Origin of the sequence: Halomonas sp. DP8Y7-3, from assembly GCF_019801675.1 — a bacterium.
In the GTDB taxonomy this organism is placed as follows: domain Bacteria; phylum Pseudomonadota; class Gammaproteobacteria; order Pseudomonadales; family Halomonadaceae; genus Halomonas; species Halomonas litopenaei_A.
In genome coordinates this window covers 388,041-406,777 of the sequence record NZ_JAHVIO010000014.1, presented here as the reverse complement: position 1 = coordinate 406,777, position 18,737 = coordinate 388,041, and the positions used below count along the sequence as shown (strand labels likewise).

Below are 18,737 nucleotides of genomic sequence, written 5' to 3'. Positions count from 1 at the left end.
AGATGCCAAGCCCTCGTTCCGCGCTGTTAGTGCTGCTGTCCTGCTTGCTCTGCCTGGCGCTTGCGGCCTTTCCGGTGGCCGCTCAGGAAGCTCCCGACAGGGGGCTTCCCGATAAGCAGGAGCTGCAGTCCCGCCTGGACGAGCGTATCGCCAATGCCAGTGATCCCCCCAGTGCTGCGGCGCAACAGGATATCGATGCGTTGACCTCGGCGATTGACTCCCTGGAGAAGCTTGAGGACATCAAGCGGGATATGGCGAGTCTTGAGCGGCGCCTGGAGGAGGCACCCGAACGTCTGGCGGCGCTGGAGCAGGCGTTGCGCCAGCGAGAGGAAGATGAGTCCCATGACCTGTCGGAGCTAGAAGGGCTGCAGATACCTGCCGTGGAGCAGCGTCTGAGTGACGCTGCTCGTGTGCTTCAGTCGACCCAGGACACGCTCACCAGTGTGCAGAGCCAGCTGTTGGGCGCACAGACGCTGCCGGAGCGCGCGCAACAGGCCATCACGGAGGCCAATCAGGCCATGGACGATGCGCGTCTGTCGCTGGAGGAGCTGAACCGTCGTGATCTACCGGACGACGCTCCACAGCGCCTGGCGGCGAGAGCCCAGCAGGCACTGGCCGACGCACAGCTGGATTTTCACCAGCGTCAGTTGACGACCAACACGCGGATGCGCGAAGTGCTGCAGCAGCGCCTGGAGCTGCTCGAACTGGAAGCCGCCAGCGAGGAAGCCTGGGTGTCCGCGCTACAGGGACGACTTGATCAGCTGCGACGTGAGCAGACCGAGCGTGCGATTGCCGATGCGGTGCGTGACGAGCCTGAGGCGGTGTCGCAGCATCCGATCATTCAGGCGGCCCAGGTCACCAACCGGGAGCTGTCGAGGGACTTGCTCAATGCGACGTCCCGGGCAAATGATCTGGTGCGGGATGGGCTCGAAGTCAGGCGTCAGCTTGAGAGAGTGCGTCGCCTGCAGCAGGGACTCAGTCAGAACATCGAAGCCGTACGCGGCAGTATTCTGCTGTCTCGCATTCTCCGCGAGCAACGTCAGTCGCTGCCCGAGGTGCAGCCGCGCCCCGGGCTTCGTGATGAGATTGCCGATGTGCGCCTGGCCCAGTTCGAGCTGGATAGCGAGCGAGAGGCACTGCGATCCCCCGAGAGCATGGCACGCAAGGCGCTTGACGAGGCCGCGGTAGACAACCCGGAGCCCCTGGTTCAGCCCCTTGTGCAGCTGCTTGACTCCCGTCGGGAGTTGATCAACCAGCTGGAACCCACCTACGGTCAAATCCTGAGTGCGGCCATTGATCTGCAGCTCAACCAGCAACAGCTGCTGGATATCAGTGCTGAGCTGCGCTCGAGCATCGACGAACAGCTGTTCTGGGTCGCCAACGCCCGCCCCATCGACCTGGGGTGGATGATGAAGATTCCCCAGAACCTGCTGATGGAGTGGCGCGAGGGAGAATGGCGGCAGGTGCTGCCGACACACTGGCAGTGGCCCGGACCTGGGGGATGGATAGCGGCGCCGGTGCTGCTGGTCGTGGCCCTGCTGTTGTTGCTGCGCCGGGCCATTCTGCGCAGGCTAGGCGAAATCCATGAACAGATCGGCCGCCTGCGCTTCGATAGCCAGCTGCACACGCCGAGGGCGATTGCCCTCAACGCCTTGATTGCCGCGCCGGGGCCACTGTGCCTGGTGGCGTTTGGGCTGCTGCTGACGCTGGGCGGGTCTGAGGTGGCGGTGGATATCGGTCACTCCGTACTGCAGCTGTCGCTGGCCTGGGGCGTGGTGGCCTGGTCGCGCCGGCTGCTGGTGAATGACGGGGTCGCGACCCGGCATTTCCATTGGCCGGTCAAGTACGCCGCCAAGCTGCGCTGGTGGATGCTGTGGCTGGGGGTGAGCTTGGCCCCGGTGCTGCTGATTGCTCCCCACGCCCGGGATGCCGCGCTGACCTTCAATCAGCGTCCGCTGGGGCTCGGGTTGCTGCTGGTGGGGCTGCTCGGCATGAGCGTGGCCCTGTCCAAGCTGATCCTGGCGCATACGCCATTCTTCGGGGTCAAGCTGTTCCGGTTGGTGCTCGGGCTTGCCCTGGCGCTGGTGCCGATTGCGCTGGCTGGGGCGGTGCTCTACGGCTACGTCTACTCTTCGCTCAGCTTGATCAGCCGTTTCGTGATTTCCTTGTATCTGCTCGGTGTATGGATACTGGTCGAGGCGACCGTGGTCCGCGGCTTGGCCGTGGCGGCCAGGCGGCTGGCGTACCGCCGCGCCTTGGCGCGGCGGCGGGCCTTGAGCCAGGATGACAGCGGCCTGGACATCGTCGAGGAACCACCGCTCGACATGGAACAGGTCAACCAGCAATCGCTGCGGCTGTCCAAGCTGCTGTTGACCATCGGCTTCGCCGCCATGCTGTATGTGGTGTGGGCTGACTTTCTAGCGGTCATCGGGTATCTCGACAATGTCACCCTGGTCGAGGGTGCCATGGGCGAAGGCGGCGAGGCGCTGGAGGACAACCTCAGCGTGGGCGACGTGCTGGTCGCGCTGTTTATCGCCGGTATTACCATGATGCTGGCACGCAACCTGCCGGGTCTGCTCGAGGTGATGGTGCTGTCGCGGCTTGAACTGAAGCAGGGCAGTGCCTATGCCATCAGTTCGCTGCTGTCCTACGTGATCGTCGGTACCGGCTCGGTGATGACGCTGGGTGCCCTCGGCGTGTCCTGGGCCAAGCTGCAGTGGCTGGTGGCTGCGCTTGGTGTGGGTCTTGGTTTTGGTCTGCAGGAGATCTTTGCCAACTTTATCTCGGGCCTGATCATCCTGTTCGAACGACCGGTGCGTATCGGCGACACCATTACGTTGGGGAACCTGACAGGTACCGTCAGTCGTATTCGCATCCGTGCGACCACGGTGACGGACTTTGATCGCAAGGAAATCATCATCCCCAACAAGACCTTTGTTACCGATCAGCTGATCAACTGGTCGTTGTCAGATAGCGTGACGCGGGTCACCCTGAAATACGGGGTCAGTCATGACGCGGACCGCAGTCTGGTGCACCGCCTGCTGGAGCAGGCGGCCCAGGAGAACGAGCGGGTGCTGACCGATCCGCCTCCAGAGATCTACTTTATGGCGTACACCGCCAGCACCATGGAATACGAGCTGCGTATCTACGTGAATGCGCTGGGGGACCGTCTGCTCGCCACGGATGAGTTGAACGGTCGCATCGGGGACCTGTTTGCCGAAAACGGTATTCGTATCGCCTTCGATCAACTCGATGTGCATATACGGCGGTCGGGCCAGCGAGACGTGTGGAAAGGTATTCAGCGCCAGTGCGCCGATCCTAGCGATGGTCATCCCCCTCCCGGCGCCAAGGGGGACCCAGGGGATGTCGGTATCGGCGGCGGAGAGGGTGGCGCAGATGGCGGTGGCGATGCCGGGGGGCGCTGATCGCGAGCGCGCAGTGTGGATTCAGGCCCTTGCCGTCAACGGCGTCGGGCCTGAAGCAGGAATTCACGGTTACCGTCGCCGCCAAGGATCGGGCTCTCCTGCCAGTGCAGGATGTCGAATCCGTGCAGATCGCAGCAGCTGCGAATCCGCTGTTCGACGTCGGCGTAGCGGCGCGGGTCGCTGACCAGTCCACGCTGATCGACCGCGCCTGGCCCCAGCTCGAACTGCGGCTTGACCAGTGACAGTAGCAGGGCGTCGGACGCTAGGAGCTTGGCCAGCTCCGGTAGAATCAGCGTCTGCGAGATGAAGGATACGTCCATCACGGCGACGTCCGGGCGCCCATCCCTTTCCAGAAGCTCGAGCAGCGGCGCGGCGCTTGCCATGTGGCGGGCGTTTAGCCCCTCAAGGCAGGTGACCCGGCTGTCGGCGCGCAGGCTGGTATCCAGCTGATCATGGCCGACTTCGACACCCACCACGTGCCGCGCCCCGGCTGCCAGTGCGCAGTCGGTAAAGCCGCCGGTCGACTGGCCCACATCCAGCACGCGAAGGCCTTCCAGAGATAACCCGAGGGTCTGTAGCACGGCTTCCAGCTTGAGTCCTGCCCGTGAGACGTAGCGATCTTCCGGATCCTGCTCCACCTGGAGTGCCAGGTCCTCAGGGCACTTCTCACCAGGGCGGGTGAGCACCTTGCCATCTGACAGGCGGCTGACGCGGCCGTGGCGTATCAAGCGCTGTGCGCGGGTACGAGAGCGGGCGAACCCCTGGCTCACGAGAAGCTGGTCGAGACGAAGCATGGCGATAGAACGTTCCTGACGTGAGATGCGGCGGCATTATGCCATGGGCGCCGCCACTCTCACGACGGGTGCGCCCACGGTTTGAACGAGAGGTTGCTCGAGAGGTTGCTCAAGAGGTCGCTTGAGGGATTAACCAAAAGGCCGGTCAGGAGATGGGGCAGAATGCACCGTGCTGCGTGTCACCCTGGGTTGCTGCTGTCCACGGCCTGCAGGCCCCCCGCCGGAATCCTGTCTGCCCCCCAGCTTTCTTGAATCATGGCGATGACCCGGTCCAGCTCTTCTTGTCTGACCTGGGCGAGCTCGCCATGCTCCAGTGGATCGTAGTGGTAGATGTAAAGGCGTGAGGCAAACTGTTCGAAGGACAGTGAGGCTTCACCGAAGCGCTCGCCCTGGCCCGCGGTGCTGACCTTGACGCCCAGGCCCCAGTCCTGACCACTGTCGTTATTGGGGTTGAAAAAGTAGACCCGCATGTCGCCGGCGGGATCGAGGGAGGCGCGCAGGATGGTGATGGCGTGCCAGCCAATGAAGCGGCCGGCGCTATCGGTGACGGCGATGCCGGCAGGTTGCGGGTGAATCAGCGGTTGGTTGCCGTTGTAGTAGGGGTGGTAGCTGGCATAGAAGTGGCGCAAAAAGATGTCCACATCGGCCAGTTGCCCGGTGGCGACGTCGACGTTGATGCCAAAGCCACGGCCGGCCCACCAGCCGTGAAATTCCGGATTGACCCAGCGGTGGGGGTCTCCCTCGCGACCGATACAGCGGCGCCCCATTTCCGCATAGATGCGATCGAGGTGGGGAACGACCAGCAATGACACCGGGTCAAGATCCAGCGGCAAGGTCTGGGCAACCCCTGACTCGCTGTCGCGGGACGAGATGGGCTGGCCCTCGAAGTGCATGATGATTTCATCATCCCTGGCTGCCCAGGTCACCATCTGCAGCAGGTAGTCGGGGTCGTTGTAGGCCCACATGGACAGGGCGCGAGCGGACTGGCAGGTGGGGTTGTTGCCCTGGCCGACTCCCAGGGGCAGGCCCAGCATGCACAGCACGCCCTCCATCAGTCGGGCGCGGTGTGACACTGCGTCCCCGAAGGCGGCATGCAGGCGCGCCTCTGACCAGTCCGACAAGGTGAGACCCAATTGCCTCCACAGGGCGGGGGCCACGGGGGGCTGATAGAGAATGCCGCGCTCCAGGGTCAGGGCCAGGCCGTAGACCGCCTGGGCTGTCTGGGGATGAATCGCGGTGCGAATCATGCTGTGCACCAGGTCCCGATAGCACAGCAGACAATCACGTCCGGTCGACGACAGGCCAAGGGCTTCCGACAGTAGGTTGTCGCCCAGGTCCAGCAGGTGCCTGAGCAGGACCGGGTGATAGGGTGACACCAGTCCCGTGTCATGCATGGCCCGGGCAAAACCGCTGGCTTCGTATTGCAGTGCCCTGGCATCCATGGCGGTCAGGCGCTCCCGATAGACTTCCACGCCGGGGTCTTCGCGACAGCCCTGGGTCGGGCCGAACAGCGAGCTGACCAGCCGGTCCGCGCCTTGGCCACTGGCGCCCAGATCAATATTCGGGTTGGCCTGGCAGAGCGCAATCTGGGTCACCATCTGCTTGACCGGCTCGACCTGAATCGGACGCTGCTGGAGTATCCGCCAGATTTCGCTGATCAGCTCGTCGATGACGTGTTCGTAACCGACCCGGTTGGCCAAGTGCTGGAACAGCGCGCGGGGGATCTGGGCCAGTCGCCCCTGGGTTTCCCGCTCCGCTTCGCTGGGGGCCGAGAACAGCAGCGGCAGATTGATGGCCATGACCTGGGTCAGATAGCGGTGAGCCCCTTCACTCGAGATCAAGGGGTGTCGGTACTGCTGCTTGGCCACTGCCAGCATACGCAGCTCGCTCAGCACCTCGATCACCACCAGCTGCGGGTCAGCACTCTTGAGCGAGTGGCTGGTCAGCGACGGGATGAGAATGTGGGGGTAGGCCCAGTCGGAACCGTCAAAGACACCCGCCTGCTCCAGGCTCTGTGCTCGCGTTTCCAGCTGCGCACAACCATCGGGCTGCAGCAGCACCCGGCGGCAGATGTCGAGTACATGGGGGAGCTTGCCTGGTTTGGCGAACGCGGCAGCGGCCTCAAGACCAGCGATGGCATCGTCCAACTTGACCAGCAGTCCCTTCAGCTTGTCGTTGTCGGTGGGGGAGATGTCAGGGGAGGTCACTCCGGCTCCTGGGCGGTTGGTGGGCGAGGGCGTCTAGCCGTTCCGGTATGATGCGTGACGCTGGCGCAAATGTGCAACGCCGCCGCGTGCCACGGTGTCGTTGTGCAGGCATCGGCACCGTGGACGGGGGCAATAACGCGTGGTGACGCCTTTATGAACGGTTGGCCCGGCGCCTAGACGTAGTAGTCCTCGTCTTCCTGGGCTTTCAGCAGGTCTCGAAGGGTGTGCGCATCGTCACCACGGAAGTACACCAGTCCCCAGTGGGTGCCGAAGGCGGTGCGCTTGGTCACCGTCTCTTCCAGGGGCGCAGTCAGTTCGTGGGACTCGAAGTAGGGGTGGTCCTCCACCGACTCCGGGATTTCCAGACGGCTAACCACACGGCGACGGGGATAAACGCCAAAGCAGCCTGCGAATCCGTTGGCGTCGACCACCTCTTTGGGGAAGAAGTCCGCGACTTCCTCGGCCGTTGTCTTGGGGTCGAAGACCAGCATGCTGGCCTGATAGGCGTTGAAGCCGTAAACCCGCTCCAGCAGTTCGAACACCTTGAAGCCAGGGGGACGATAAGCCACTTCACCGAAGTACATCTCGCCGTCGCTGGTGACGAAGTATTCCGGGTGAATCAGGCCGAAGTCGATATCGAAGGCCTTGATCAGCTTTTCGATCTGTACCCGAATCTGCTCCCGGTAGCGCTCCAGCTCCGGTGAGGCCGGGACAAACACGGAGTAGCCCAAGGTCACGTATTCGGAAATGTTGAGGAATGCGATCTTGCCGTTGTGAATCCATGCCTCGACGGCGAACTCCCAGCCATCCAGGTGGGACTCCATCAGGACCGGGAATTCTTCCTCCGGGATGGTGTCCACCTCGTCTGGCGTGCGAATGACCCGATGACCCAGGCAGCCCGCCTTGTCGAAGGCCTTGAGATGGATGGGGTCGTTGGGGTCGCCATCAAGCTTGAGCAAGGTCTGGTTGACGCGCTTGAGAAAGCGAATCACGTCCTGGTGATCGTGGGCCTCTTCGAAGATGCCGACGCGGATGCCCCCAAGCTGGGCACGACGCTTCATTAGTGCCTTGTCGCGCAGCAGCAGCGACTGGCCGTAGAGGCGGGGGTTGTCCAGCAGTACCGAGTTGATGGCGCCAGACCATTCGACCGTTTCCTCGAACAGCGGAATGGCGACGTCCACGCCCATGTCTCGCAAGGTCTCGGCGATTTCCATGGAGCGATCATTGAGTCGCTCAAAGTTCCAGGAGACATAGGGGATGTCGTGCTGCTTGCAGTAGTCCTCGGCCCAGTCCGGCGCCACCACAACGTAGCGGCGATCAAAGTTCTCGGCGGCTTCAATGGCATTCAAGCTCCAGCCGAGCAGGGCGATGTAGCCTTTATTAGGGTCCTTGTTCATGCAGCGCCTCCTGTAACAGGCATGTAGGTGCGTGAGGTCGGAATCGTCGGTCGTCGTTATCCTCAAATGACGGTGCCCGGAAAGGTGTGCTCCCAGGCAATAAGAGGCTTTCACCATACAGCTTTAGGGGGGAAGTCTCACATATCGGCCGTCTTTAGGCCGGAAAGGCAAAGTCTACTGGGTTTACCCTTGTGGCCAAGGCGCGACCTTGGTATAGTGCACGCGCTCTGAGGCAAGAGGCTGATTTCGAAGGTCTTGTCCTTGAGGTGTTCACCAAAAGAGTACCTCTTGAAAGGCAAGACGAGAGAGTTCAGCATGCCAGCGCTTCAGGCACAGGCAGTAGAATCGTTACTCTGCCTCGCTGTGGTGGCCCCGTCGGTCCTCCCGCAACGCTAGACCGCAAACCCCGCCAGGCCCGGAAGGGAGCAACGGTAGTGGTGGACGCGTGTGCCGGGATGTGGCTGTCGGGGCCGCCTCCATTTCAGGCCCCCTCTTTGATGATTCGCAGGTTTTCCCCTCATTGACCCGCAGTGGTACAACGAGGTGGTACAACGATGCCCGAATCAGCGCCTTCCTCTGTTGAAAAGCCAACAGACCAAGATTCTCTGAAGCCCTGCCCATCAAAGCCTCGGCCATTTTCTCGGTAGCGCAAGAGCCCCAGCATGCTCTACCTGTTTAGATCCCCGTCATGGGGGCTGGTACTGTCGCGTTGTTGTGCCTCTACGGGCAAGGGCGGCCATCGGCAAGACCGAGATTCGACGTTCGCTGAGGACTACTGGCCAATGCTCATGCTCAGCGGTATGCATGGGGGCAAAGGCACCCCTCCTGACGCTGGCGATAGCCGGCGAGGCTCAGAAGGGGGCATGTCAGGTATGGCCCTGGTGGGGCGGGAGAATCAGCGAATCTCGCGGTCGAGGGCGAAGTAGTCGTCTGACTTGAGCTTTTGAATTTCTGCCGAGAGGGTAGTGCCCTCGTTACGGGCCAGCAGCACACTCGCCACGGCACTCAGCGAGCACAGGACTTCCTTGCACTCGGTACGAGTCCGCTGGATCGACTGACGCGCCAACAGCAGGCACATGGCCTGTGGTCGGGCGGGGTGTTTCAGCAAGCTCCCGTAGAGGTTGCCGATGACCTGGCCGCTTAGCTCGCGATCCTGAATTTCCCGATTGTCGTACTCCCGGTAAAAGGCCTCTTCCTGACCATCGGGAATAAAGTAGTGGGTGAAGTCCTTGTAGTCTGGGTCGTAGGCGATGCTACTGACGGCGTTGACCAGCTTTTTCTTGATCTCGGGGTGCTGAGCGTCGTCCTCATCGGTGGCCTGCAGCTCTGCCGCCAGGGCCACGGCGGTCTCGAGTTCACGCATCAGGTGAGCGTAGCCGGAGTTGATCTCGTCGTGGCAGCGGGCGATGTCATCAAAGTCCCGCTTGACGCTGGCTACCATCTCGTCTCCTTCGGGTAAGCTTCCGAGCACAGGAAACAGCAGATACTTGTGAACGTGGCAGCTCTCGTAGTAGCGAGACACCTCGCCCTTGAAGTCCTGGAGGTCGCTGCTGACATCCTGCAGGTAGCTGTCATTGTTCTCGATATGCCGTTGCACGGCATCGACGCCATCCTGCTTCCACAGCCGATTCAATCGACGCTCGATCTTGCCGGCGATGGTGATCATGCTGTTGAAGTCTTTTGACAGCTGAATGGTGGTTTCCTGAACCTTGGTGACCGCGATGGCGCGTGCCTGGTCATTGATGCCGACCTCTCTGGCCATGCGACGTTGGCGATGGTTATCCAGGGTCCAGGAGACAAAGGCACCGAGAATCGCCAGGCTGGTGGCGATGTCCACGCCGATCGAGAAGTTTTCCACTGCGTTGCTATCCTTTGGTGGGGGTTCGTTTTTTTTCTGATGGAGGCGCGCTATCTTCGTCGGGCACAGGACGTTGCCGATGCTTCGCTGGTCCTGGGGGCCTTGGGACGAGTCTGTTGCGCGACAGCTATATGGTAGGGGCGAAATGATTCGCCTAGAAGGATTAATATCAGCATCGTACGATGAGTGTTCTGTTACCTTTTCATGACCAATCCATGGAGCCGACATGTCTTACGTGGTTCAGCGCCTTGCCCGCTTGAGTGCACCAGCGATCGGTCTGGGCTGTATGAACGTCTCCCATGCCTACGGCAGTCCCTTGCCGGAGGCCCGTGCGGTAGGGGTGATTCGTGAGGCATTCGACGCCGGATATCGGCACTTCGATACCGCCACGCTTTACGGCAAGACACGCAATGAGCAGGTCGTGGGGCAGGCGCTGAAAGGACTGCGAGAGGAGGTCTTTCTTGCCAGCAAATGCGGCATGGCCTTCGATGCATCGATTGGCGCCAAGCGCATCGACGGACGTCCCGAGACTCTGCGACGCCAGTGCGAGCAGAGCCTCGCACGACTCGGTACTGATCATCTGGATCTCTACTACCTCCATCGGCTGGATCGCCAGGTGCCGGTGGAGGAGAGTGTCGGGGAGCTGGGGCGGCTTGAGCAGGAAGGCAAGATTGGCGGGGTAGGCTTGTCCGAGGTATCTGCCACGACGCTTCGGCGTGCCCAGGCGGAGCACCCGGTGGCGGCGGTCCAGTCCGAGTACTCGCTGTGGACGCGAAACCCCGAGATTGCACTGCTCGACGCCTGTCGCGAGGCTGGCACGGTGCTGGTGGCCTTCAGTCCGCTGGGACGTGCCTTTCTTACCGGTCGCCTACGCCACCCTGAGGACCTGGAAGAGGGCGATATGCGGCGTGGCATACCGCGCTTCTCCAGCGCCAACTATGCGCACAACCTGTCGCTGCTGGCGTCTTTTGAAGATATCGCCATGCAGCAGGGCTGCACTCCGGCGCAGCTTGCGCTGGCATGGTTGCGAGGGCAGGGGGCGGATGTCATCCCGATCCCGGGTTCCCGTGACCCGTCGCATCAGCGAGAAAATCTGGCCGCCGAGGCGCTGAGCCTGGATGCAGGCGTGCTCGCCTTGCTCAACGCCATGCTGACCCCCGACCAGGTAGCAGGGCGACGCTACAGTGACGTCCAGCAGGCCGATATCGATACTGAGGAATTCGATCCTGCCGGCTGACCCGAGCGTCATGATGGTGAAGGCCGGTGCCAGGTTCACAAGGTTCATGCCAGGTTCAGAAGGTCTATGCCAGGTTCAGAGGGTTTATACCAAGTTCAAGAGTATTGTCTGGCGGCGGCGTCGAACTCTGGTGGATTCGACCTGTCAACGCCACAAGGCCCCGGCTATGCTGTTGGGTTCTGATATCACCAGAGCGCTTCTGGTCTAGCGTCGGATAGCTCGGTTCACGGTTAACACAGATCTCTTTTACCCCAAGTCATTACAAACACCACGTTGAAAGGAGAAGCCTCAATGAGTCACTACAAGGTCACCAACCCCGCCACGGGAGAGGTAGAGGCGACCTATCCGGATGCCAGCGACGCCCAGATTGCTGAGGCTGTCGAACTGGCCCAGCAAGCCTATCTGGCATGGCGTGGCGTCACCCCGGCTGAGCGTGCAGCCCTGCTGCACCGTGTGGCTGACCTGCATGAGGAACGTCGTGATGCGCTGGCGGACATTATCGTGCGTGAGATGGGCAAGCCGAAGTCCCAGGCGTTGGGAGAGATGTCGGTCGTAGTCGATATCTACCGTTACTACGCCGACAACGGTCCAGCCTGGCTCGAGCCAGAGCCCATCGTGACGGCAGGCGCCAAGGCCGAAGTGCGCAAGCAGGGTCTGGGCGTGCTGTTGGGCATCATGCCCTGGAACTTCCCGTACTATCAGGTGGCGCGGTTTGCCGCTCCTAACGTGCTCAATGGCAATACCATCCTGCTGAAACATGCGCCCCAGTGCCCCGAGTCGGCCAAGGCCATCGAAGACATTTTCCACGAAGCCGGGGCGCCGAAAGGTCTCTACACCAATCTGTATGCCAGCAACGAGCAGGTTGGCGAGCTGATCGCGGACAGTCGCGTGCAGGGCGTGTCGCTGACCGGTTCGGAGCGAGCGGGTGCCGCAGTGGCCGAGCAAGCCGGTCGGCAGCTCAAGAAGGTCGTGCTGGAGCTAGGTGGCTCCGATCCCTTCCTGGTACTGCCCGATGCGGACCTGGATCAGGCGGTCAAGCAGGCGGTGCAGGGACGTTTCGGTAACTGCGGCCAGGCCTGCAACGCGGCCAAGCGGATCATCGTCGATGCCTCGGTGCATGACGAGTTTCTGGCGGCCTTCCGTCAGGCGGTCGAGAACATCAAGGTCGGTGATCCGATGGCGGATGACACCGTGATGGGACCGATGTCCTCCCAGCAGGCGCTGGAGAACCTTGATGCCCAGGTGCAGGATGCCGTCAGCCAAGGCGCCACCTTGGTGACCGGTGGCAAGCGCCTGGACAAGGCGGGCGCCTGGTACGCGCCCACCCTGCTGACCGGGGTGACCCGGGACATGCGTATCTTCCAGGAAGAGCTGTTCGGACCGGTCGCCGTGGTCTATCGCGCTGCTGACCTGGAAGAGGCCATCGACCTGGCCAACGACACGCCCTACGGACTGGGCGCGGTGATCCAGACCACCAATCCCGAGGCGGCGCTGGACCTGGCCAACCGCCTGGAAGTGGGCATGGTGCACATCAACGAGCCGCCCGGCAGCGAGGCTGAGCTTCCGTTCGGTGGGGTCAAGCGCTCTGGCTTCGGGCGTGAGCTTGGCAAGGATGGCATGGACGAGTTCGTCAACCGCCAGATGGTGAAGATGGCGCGTTGAGCGTTCTGTCCTGAACCATCCTGCGCTGTCACGCGCGAAGGAGCGTGAGGCAGCGTGAGGCAGCCGCCTCTCAGGCCCCGTCGAGCTAACTGGCTCGACGGGGCCTGTTTACTAAGAGCCTGCTGACAGGGGGCTGCTGACAGGGGGCTGCTGACAGGGACTGTTGATAAGGAGCGCATGTGCAGGATGTGTCGCTGGGGTGACGGGTGTAGGGTGCAAGGAAGGACCCGAGCTCCCCCTTGGTGCCAAGAGTGGGGCGCAGCGGTTGCCGGAGGCGGTTAGGGTGAACCTGGCAGCACCGGAGATTCAGGCTCCAGTGATGAGCCCGTTCACGCAGCTTGCGGGGAACCTCATCGCGCTGGAGTATTCCAACGAAGACACGGTTGTCTCACGACCAAGGAGAGCGTCATGAATGCCAAGTTCCTGCTGGACCAGCTGATGAAACAGGCGGGCGGAGGATCCTCATCGTCTGGGTCTTCGCGCGGTGGCTTCGATGTACAGGGGTTGATCAATAGCGTGTCGTCCCAGCTGTCGGTCGGATCGTCCTCCCGCGGGGGGATGGACATGAAAAGCCTGTTGGGGGGTGGTGCGCTGGGCATGCTGATGGGCTCCAAGCGGGGACGCAGCATGGGTGGCAAGGCGATCAAGTACGGTGCCATTGCAGGAGTCGGCATGCTGGCATGGAAGGCGTGGCAGGCATCCCGTTCCGGAAGTACCGATGCGACTCACACAGCGTCGGCTCAGGAAGGCGCCCCACTGGAGGAGCTCAATGGGGCGGCTCAAGAACAGCGTAGTCTCGAGGTGTTGCAGGCCGTGATCATGGCGGCGCGCGCCGATGGCCATATTGACGCCCAGGAGCGCGCCCTGATCAGCGAACAGATGCAGCAGCTAGGGGCGGATGACGAGCTGCATGCCTGGGTCGAGCAGCAGCTCACGGCTCCGCTGGATGCCGAGGCACTGGCTCGCCAGGCAGATTCTCCGCAGGCTGCCAGAGAAATGTACCTGGCCAGCGCCGCCGTGATCGATGAGCAGAATGCCATGGAGCGGGCCTGGCTGGAGGAGTTGGGTACGGCTCTGGGGCTGGACGAGTCGATGCGGCGTGAGCTGGAGCGGCAGCTGGAAAGCCTGAACTGACGGCCTGACCTGCTTCTGCGATCAGCGATTCGCGTTTGCTATCAGCGCCCGACCGCTTGCCACTGCAACGGGTCGGGCGTTGCTTTACCCTCCGATGTCTTGCCTTCCACGGTGTGCACTGGGCTCACACCGCAGAACAGTGAGCTCACCCGATCATAAGGATAAGGTTTTCCATGCAGGTGTTTCACAGCGAAGCGACCAAATTGCGTCGCGCCAAGACCGAGCTTCACGACGGTCAATTGATGACGCCGTTCGAGTGCCCCGAGCGGGTAGACCTGGTGCTGGAGCAAATACGTCAGCACGAGGTAGGGCAGGTGAGTGAGCCGCAAGCCTTCGGTCGCGATCCCGTTGATGCCGTTCACGACGCCGCCTATGTGGACTTTGTGGCCAACTGCTGGGATGACTGGCAGGCAGCGGGCTATCAGGGCGAGGCGATACCGACCACCTGGCCTACGCGAACCATGCGCGATGACCGTATCCCTGGCCATATTGGTGGCAAGCTTGGCTACTATGCACTCGGTGGGGACACCTCGATTTCCCAGGGCAGCTTCGAGGCGGCGATGGCGAGCAAGGACGTGGCGCTTGCTGCCTACCGGCACACGGCTGCCAGTGGCGAGCCCAGCTTTGGCCTGTGTCGGCCGCCTGGCCACCACGCCGCCACGGATCAGTTCGGCGGCTACTGCTTCTTCAACAATGCGGCCATCGTGGCACAGCATGCCTTGAGTGACGGCCATGGCCGGGTGGCGATCCTCGATGTGGACTTCCACCACGGCAACGGTACGCAGCAGATCTTCTACGCCCGTGACGACGTCCTGACCCAGTCGATCCACGGTGACCCGGACCAGTGCTTCCCCTACTTCCTTGGGCATGCCGACGAGCGAGGTGAGGGTCGGGGTCTCGGCTTCAACGTCAACTATCCCTTGCCGCCAGGCACCGACTACACCGCCTGGTGTGAGCAGCTGGAGCTGGCGCTGGGCGAGATTCGCCGTCACCAGGCTTCACTGCTGGTGGTGTCCCTGGGGGTCGACACCTTCGAAGGCGACCCGATCTCCAGCTTCCGCCTGAAGAGTGACGATTTCCACGATATGGGGCGGCGCCTGGCCAGCCTGGAGCTGCCCACCGTCATCCTGTTGGAGGGCGGTTACGCGGTGAAGGAGATCGGTATCAACGTGGTCAAGGTGCTGAAGGGCTTCGAGCAGCGCTGATGCGACACAATGATGCCCGCCACACCTCTTGCTCGGAGTGGCGGGCATCATCGTGTCTTGGATAGTGAAAGCTCGTTGTCAGGGCGCTGTCGTCACTTGAACAGATTGATGAACAGGGTGATGACGAGTGGGTTGAAGATGCTGATGAAGACGACGGTGATGATCGGCAGTACGAACCAGGCACGCGGGGCCGGTCCTCTCTCGCTGATGACGGCCGACATATTGGCTAGCGCATTGGGTGTCTGGCCCAGGCCAATACCACAGTGCCCTGCCGCCATGACGGCTGCATCGTAGTCCTTGCCCATGACGCGGAAGGTCACCAGGTAGGCGTAGGCCATCATGATGCACATCTGGGCCACGAGGATGGCCATCATGGGCAGCGCGAGATCGATGAGGGCACTGATATTGAGTGACATCAGCGTGATCGAGAGAAACAGATTGAGGGAAATCCCGCTGATGATGCCTAATTCGTTGTGGCGCAGCGTAAGGTGCCCCGAGTCGGACAGGTTTCTCAGCAGTGTGCCACCGAACAGGCAGCCGACGTAGTAGGGGAAGTTGATGCCGGTCGTATGCAGCAGGAGTGTAATCAGCGTGCCGATGGCGGCTGCGATCAACACCATCAGCGTCGAACCCAGCATGGAGCTGTTGGAAATAGCAGCAGCTGCGCTCCCCGCGTCGGCGGTTTGTGCAGTGTCGACGGTAGCGCTCGAGCTCAAGCGGTGACGGTCGATCAGCCGGCGAGCGACGGGGCCGCCAATCAGGCTACCCATCATCAGGCCGAAGGTCGCCGCGGCAATCCCGATGGCGCTGGCACCGGTGGCTCCCAGCTCTTCAAGCGTCGGCCCGAAGGCGGCAGCAGAGCCAACGCCACCGGACATCGAGATGGAGCCCATGGCAACGCCCAGCAACTCATTGATGCCAAGCAAGTGACTGATCGATACCCCGACCAGGTTCTGTACGACCAGAAAACTGACGGCGACCACCGCGAGTATCGCGCCCTGGCGGCCGCTTGATTTGATCAGCTTGCCGCTGACGGTGAAGCCAACGCAGGTGAAAAAGAGATTCATGAAGAAGGCCATCAGCGTTCGGTCAAAGCTGATGGAGACGATGTCAGCCTGGTGCAGTGCAAAGATGGCGAGGCTGACGATGATGCCGCCGACCACCGGGGCTGGGAAGAAGAACTGCTGAAGGAAGCTTGAGCGGCTCTTGATGAACTGGCCAAGCATGAAGACGGCACCTGCAATGCCCGCCGTCTGGATCAGATCGAAGTGAATGTCCATGGCACGTCCTGAAGTGAGGGTAGCCAAGACAAGTGGGGAAGCCGATATGGGCGCTGATATCCCACAGCCGTCAGCCCCTCATTGTCTTGTGCTGGCAGACGCTCGCCGCCAGCGGCGCCGAGCGTCCAGGGGGGAATCACTGCTGCTTCAGCGTTCCGTACTCGATGCCTTGAGCCAGCAATACAGCGTTCAGCCAACGCTGATGGTGCTCTCCGGTGGCGATTTCCTGCTTGATGGTCTCCTCCTTCTGCGCGCTTAGTCGGGCTGCGCGGACCAGCGGCTCCAGCTGTTCCGGGGCAAAACTCACCACCCCGTCTTCATCACCGACCAGGATGTCGCCAGGATGAATGACCTGGCCGCCCACGCTGACAGGCACATTGACCTCTCCTGGCCCATGTTTGTATGGGCCGCGATGGATATGGCTGCGCGCATAGCAGGGGAAGTCATGCTCCTTGAAGGCCGTGATATCGCGAATCGCTCCGTCGATCACAAAGCCCGCGCAGCCCCTTTGCTGTGCGTAGAGCATGATCAGCTCACCCACCAGGGCATTGTCCTCATGCCCGGCGCCGTCAACGACCAGGACCTGACCGGGTTCCAGCATGGTCAGTGCCTGATAGATGTAGAGGTTGTCCCCGGGGCGACAGCGCACTGTCAGGGCGGTGCCGATAAGTTTGCGATGGCGATGATAGTGGCGTAGCCCCTTTATGCCGGAAAGACGATCCAGATTATCGCTGAGATGAGGTGTGACGATGCTGTCGAGCGTACTGCGCTGTTGATCCGTAAGGCGAAACGATGTCGCTGTGCTCATGGATGTTGCTCCTTGAAATAACACCTATCACTGAAACAGGTTGATAAAGAAGGTAATGATCAGCGGGTTGAATATGTTGATGAAGACGACGGTGATGACCGGGAGGATGAACCACGCTTTAGGGGATGGCCCCTTTTCATTTATAACGGCCGACATGTTGGCCAAGGCGTTCGGTGTCTGTCCTAGTCCAACGCCACAGTGGCCGGCCGCCATGACCGCCGCATCGTAGTCCTTTCCCATCAGGCGAAAGGTGACAAAGTAGGCGTAGGTCATCATGGTCACCATCTGGGTGAGCAGGATGACCATCATGGGTAATGCCAGGTCGATAAGCGCCGATATGTTCAGCGACATCAGGCTGATAGAGAGGAATAGATTCAGCGAGGTTGTGCTCACCATATCGACTTCATCATGACAAAGATCAATGACGCCGTAGTCCGCAATGTTGCGCACCAGTGCGCCGCCGAAAAGGCATCCCACGTAATAGGGGAACTTGATGCCTGATAGGGTGAGAATCAGGGAAATCAGGGTGCCGATGGCCGCCGCTATAAGCACGAGGAGAGTGCTTCGCAAGAGCGTTGAGCTAGTGGTCGCTGCTGTAGCAGACGTTGGGCTGTCGTCTGCGCCATCAGTGGTGGCACCTGTCGGAGCCAGGCGGTGTCGATCAATCAGGCGCTTGGCAACAGGTCCGCCAATCAGACTTCCCATCATCAGGCCGAAGGTGGCGGCTGCGATGCCGATCGCGGTAGCGCCCTGAGCCCCCAGAGATTCCAGCGTTGGGCCGAAGGCTGCCCCCGAGCCTACGCCCCCAGACATCGAGATGGAGCCCATGGCGATGCCAAGCAGCTCGTCAATGCCCAGAAGGCGGCTCAGGCTGACGCCAATCACATTCTGGATGATCAAGAAGGTGACGGCGATAACGGCCAGAACAGCTCCCTGACGCCCACTGGATCGAATCAGCTTGGCACTGACGGTGAATCCGACACAGGTGAAGAAGATGTTCATGAAGAAGGACATCAGGGTCTTGTCGAAACTGATGTTCACGACGCCTGATTGATGAAGGAAGAAAACGAGCAGGCTGACAATGATTCCTCCGATGACAGGAGCAGGGAAGAAGAACTTTTGCAGGAAGGAAGATCGCGCTTTTATCCATTTACCCAGAAGGAAAACCCCTCCCGCCATACCCGCGGTCTGAATGATGTCAAAGTGAATATCCATCAGTAATATCCTGGTGAAGATGCATGGAGTTTTGGTGGAAAGATGTGTTGGTGAATCATACCTATGTGGTGGTGTTCGGGAATTCCTTTGGAGGTAGGATCGGTCGTGGTTTTGACGTGAAGCAGGATCGTCTTTCGCTCTGTGCAAGCGCCTGAAAGTGTCAATGATGGAAGTCAGCGAGCCGTGGTGGCGAAGATGACGGATATCACGGGGCGAAGCAGAGCAAAGATGGAGAAGGTGGGGGAGAGGTGGAGGTCAGACGTCCAGACGGGATGCCTGAGATGGAGTGCCGATAAACGTCAGATGTCAGTCATACGCTTCTTTGGTTGACGGTCACGACGGCGCTTTCTGAGGAGATATTGAGAGGTGGCTGCGGGGTAACGGCATTGCACGCTCGTCAATGCCAAGGCATAAGGGTCATGCTTTTGGCGGATGGTGTCTCAGGTGACTGGGCGACACCTTGCGTCAATGCCATGCATATATGGAGCATGCAGATATGGAGAGAACGCCCGCCA

Annotated in this window: 12 protein-coding genes, 1 other RNA gene and 1 pseudogene; 7 read left to right on the top strand and 7 right to left on the bottom strand. The window is 61.2% G+C overall.

Annotation, left to right across the window (positions count from 1 at the left end; all coding sequences use genetic code 11):
* The first annotated feature begins 2 nt into the window (after positions 1–2).
* The gene (gene mscK, locus KUV86_RS16340) at positions 3–3,425 is read left to right on the top strand and encodes a mechanosensitive channel MscK (RefSeq protein WP_222485611.1); all 3,423 of its coding nucleotides are present in this window, start codon (positions 3–5) and stop codon (positions 3,423–3,425) included.
* A 35-nt stretch (positions 3,426–3,460) separates the two neighbouring features.
* On the opposite strand, the gene KUV86_RS16335 is transcribed toward mscK, so the two are convergent.
* The 3 genes from KUV86_RS16335 to KUV86_RS16325 all read right to left on the bottom strand — a co-directional run bounded on the left by KUV86_RS16335 (position 3,461) and on the right by KUV86_RS16325 (position 7,823).
* Positions 3,461–4,219: a TlyA family RNA methyltransferase gene (locus tag KUV86_RS16335; RefSeq protein ID WP_222485609.1), complete on the bottom strand. Its 759-nt coding sequence runs from the start codon at positions 4,217–4,219 to the stop codon at positions 3,461–3,463.
* Positions 4,220–4,398: 179 nt separating this feature from the next.
* A complete protein-coding gene (locus tag KUV86_RS16330; protein ID WP_222485607.1) occupies positions 4,399–6,426 on the bottom strand; it encodes a hypothetical protein in 2,028 nt (675 codons plus the stop codon).
* A 173-nt stretch (positions 6,427–6,599) separates the two neighbouring features.
* Positions 6,600–7,823, bottom strand: a complete 1,224-nt coding sequence (locus KUV86_RS16325; RefSeq protein ID WP_206936942.1) for an acetyl-CoA carboxylase biotin carboxylase subunit family protein — start codon at positions 7,821–7,823, stop codon at positions 6,600–6,602.
* 373 nt (positions 7,824–8,196) lie between these two features.
* Here KUV86_RS16325 and ffs point away from each other — a divergent pair.
* An RNA gene (ffs, locus tag KUV86_RS16320) (signal recognition particle sRNA small type) lies at positions 8,197–8,293 on the top strand.
* Positions 8,294–8,519: 226 nt separating this feature from the next.
* Positions 8,520–8,762 (top strand): annotated as a pseudogene (locus KUV86_RS20160) (DUF6538 domain-containing protein); the annotation flags it as partial.
* On the opposite strand, the gene KUV86_RS16315 reads toward KUV86_RS20160, so the two are convergent.
* Entirely contained in the window at positions 8,719–9,681 is a 963-nt protein-coding gene (locus tag KUV86_RS16315) for a hypothetical protein (protein WP_206936943.1), read from the bottom strand. The pseudogene KUV86_RS20160 and the gene KUV86_RS16315 sit on opposite strands and share 44 nt — an antisense overlap.
* A gap of 226 nt (positions 9,682–9,907) precedes the next feature.
* On the opposite strand from KUV86_RS16315, the gene KUV86_RS16310 reads away from it, so the two are divergent.
* The 4 genes from KUV86_RS16310 (at position 9,908) to KUV86_RS16295 (ending at position 14,919) form a co-directional block, all read left to right on the top strand.
* Positions 9,908–10,918: an aldo/keto reductase gene (locus KUV86_RS16310; RefSeq protein ID WP_222485605.1), complete on the top strand. Its 1,011-nt coding sequence runs from the start codon at positions 9,908–9,910 to the stop codon at positions 10,916–10,918.
* 291 nt (positions 10,919–11,209) lie between these two features.
* Positions 11,210–12,580 (top strand): NAD-dependent succinate-semialdehyde dehydrogenase, encoded by a 1,371-nt coding sequence (locus KUV86_RS16305; RefSeq protein ID WP_222238099.1) that lies wholly within the window; start codon positions 11,210–11,212, stop codon positions 12,578–12,580.
* Positions 12,581–12,988: 408 nt separating this feature from the next.
* A complete protein-coding gene (locus tag KUV86_RS16300) occupies positions 12,989–13,714 on the top strand; it encodes a tellurite resistance TerB family protein (protein ID WP_222485603.1) in 726 nt (241 codons plus the stop codon).
* 173 nt (positions 13,715–13,887) lie between these two features.
* Positions 13,888–14,919, top strand: a complete 1,032-nt coding sequence (locus KUV86_RS16295; RefSeq protein WP_222485601.1) for a histone deacetylase family protein — start codon at positions 13,888–13,890, stop codon at positions 14,917–14,919.
* A 92-nt stretch (positions 14,920–15,011) separates the two neighbouring features.
* Here KUV86_RS16295 and gltS (KUV86_RS16290) read toward each other — a convergent pair whose 3' ends face one another.
* The 3 genes from gltS (KUV86_RS16290) to gltS (KUV86_RS16280) form a co-directional block, all read right to left on the bottom strand.
* Complete coding sequence (gltS, locus tag KUV86_RS16290; protein ID WP_222485599.1) at positions 15,012–16,199, bottom strand: sodium/glutamate symporter; 1,188 nt, start codon at positions 16,197–16,199, stop codon at positions 15,012–15,014.
* A gap of 136 nt (positions 16,200–16,335) precedes the next feature.
* Positions 16,336–17,007, bottom strand: a complete 672-nt coding sequence (locus KUV86_RS16285; RefSeq protein WP_222485597.1) for an RraA family protein — start codon at positions 17,005–17,007, stop codon at positions 16,336–16,338.
* A gap of 27 nt (positions 17,008–17,034) precedes the next feature.
* Complete coding sequence (gene gltS, locus KUV86_RS16280) at positions 17,035–18,222, bottom strand: sodium/glutamate symporter (RefSeq protein ID WP_222485595.1); 1,188 nt, start codon at positions 18,220–18,222, stop codon at positions 17,035–17,037.
* Positions 18,223–18,737: the final 515 nt, after the last annotated feature.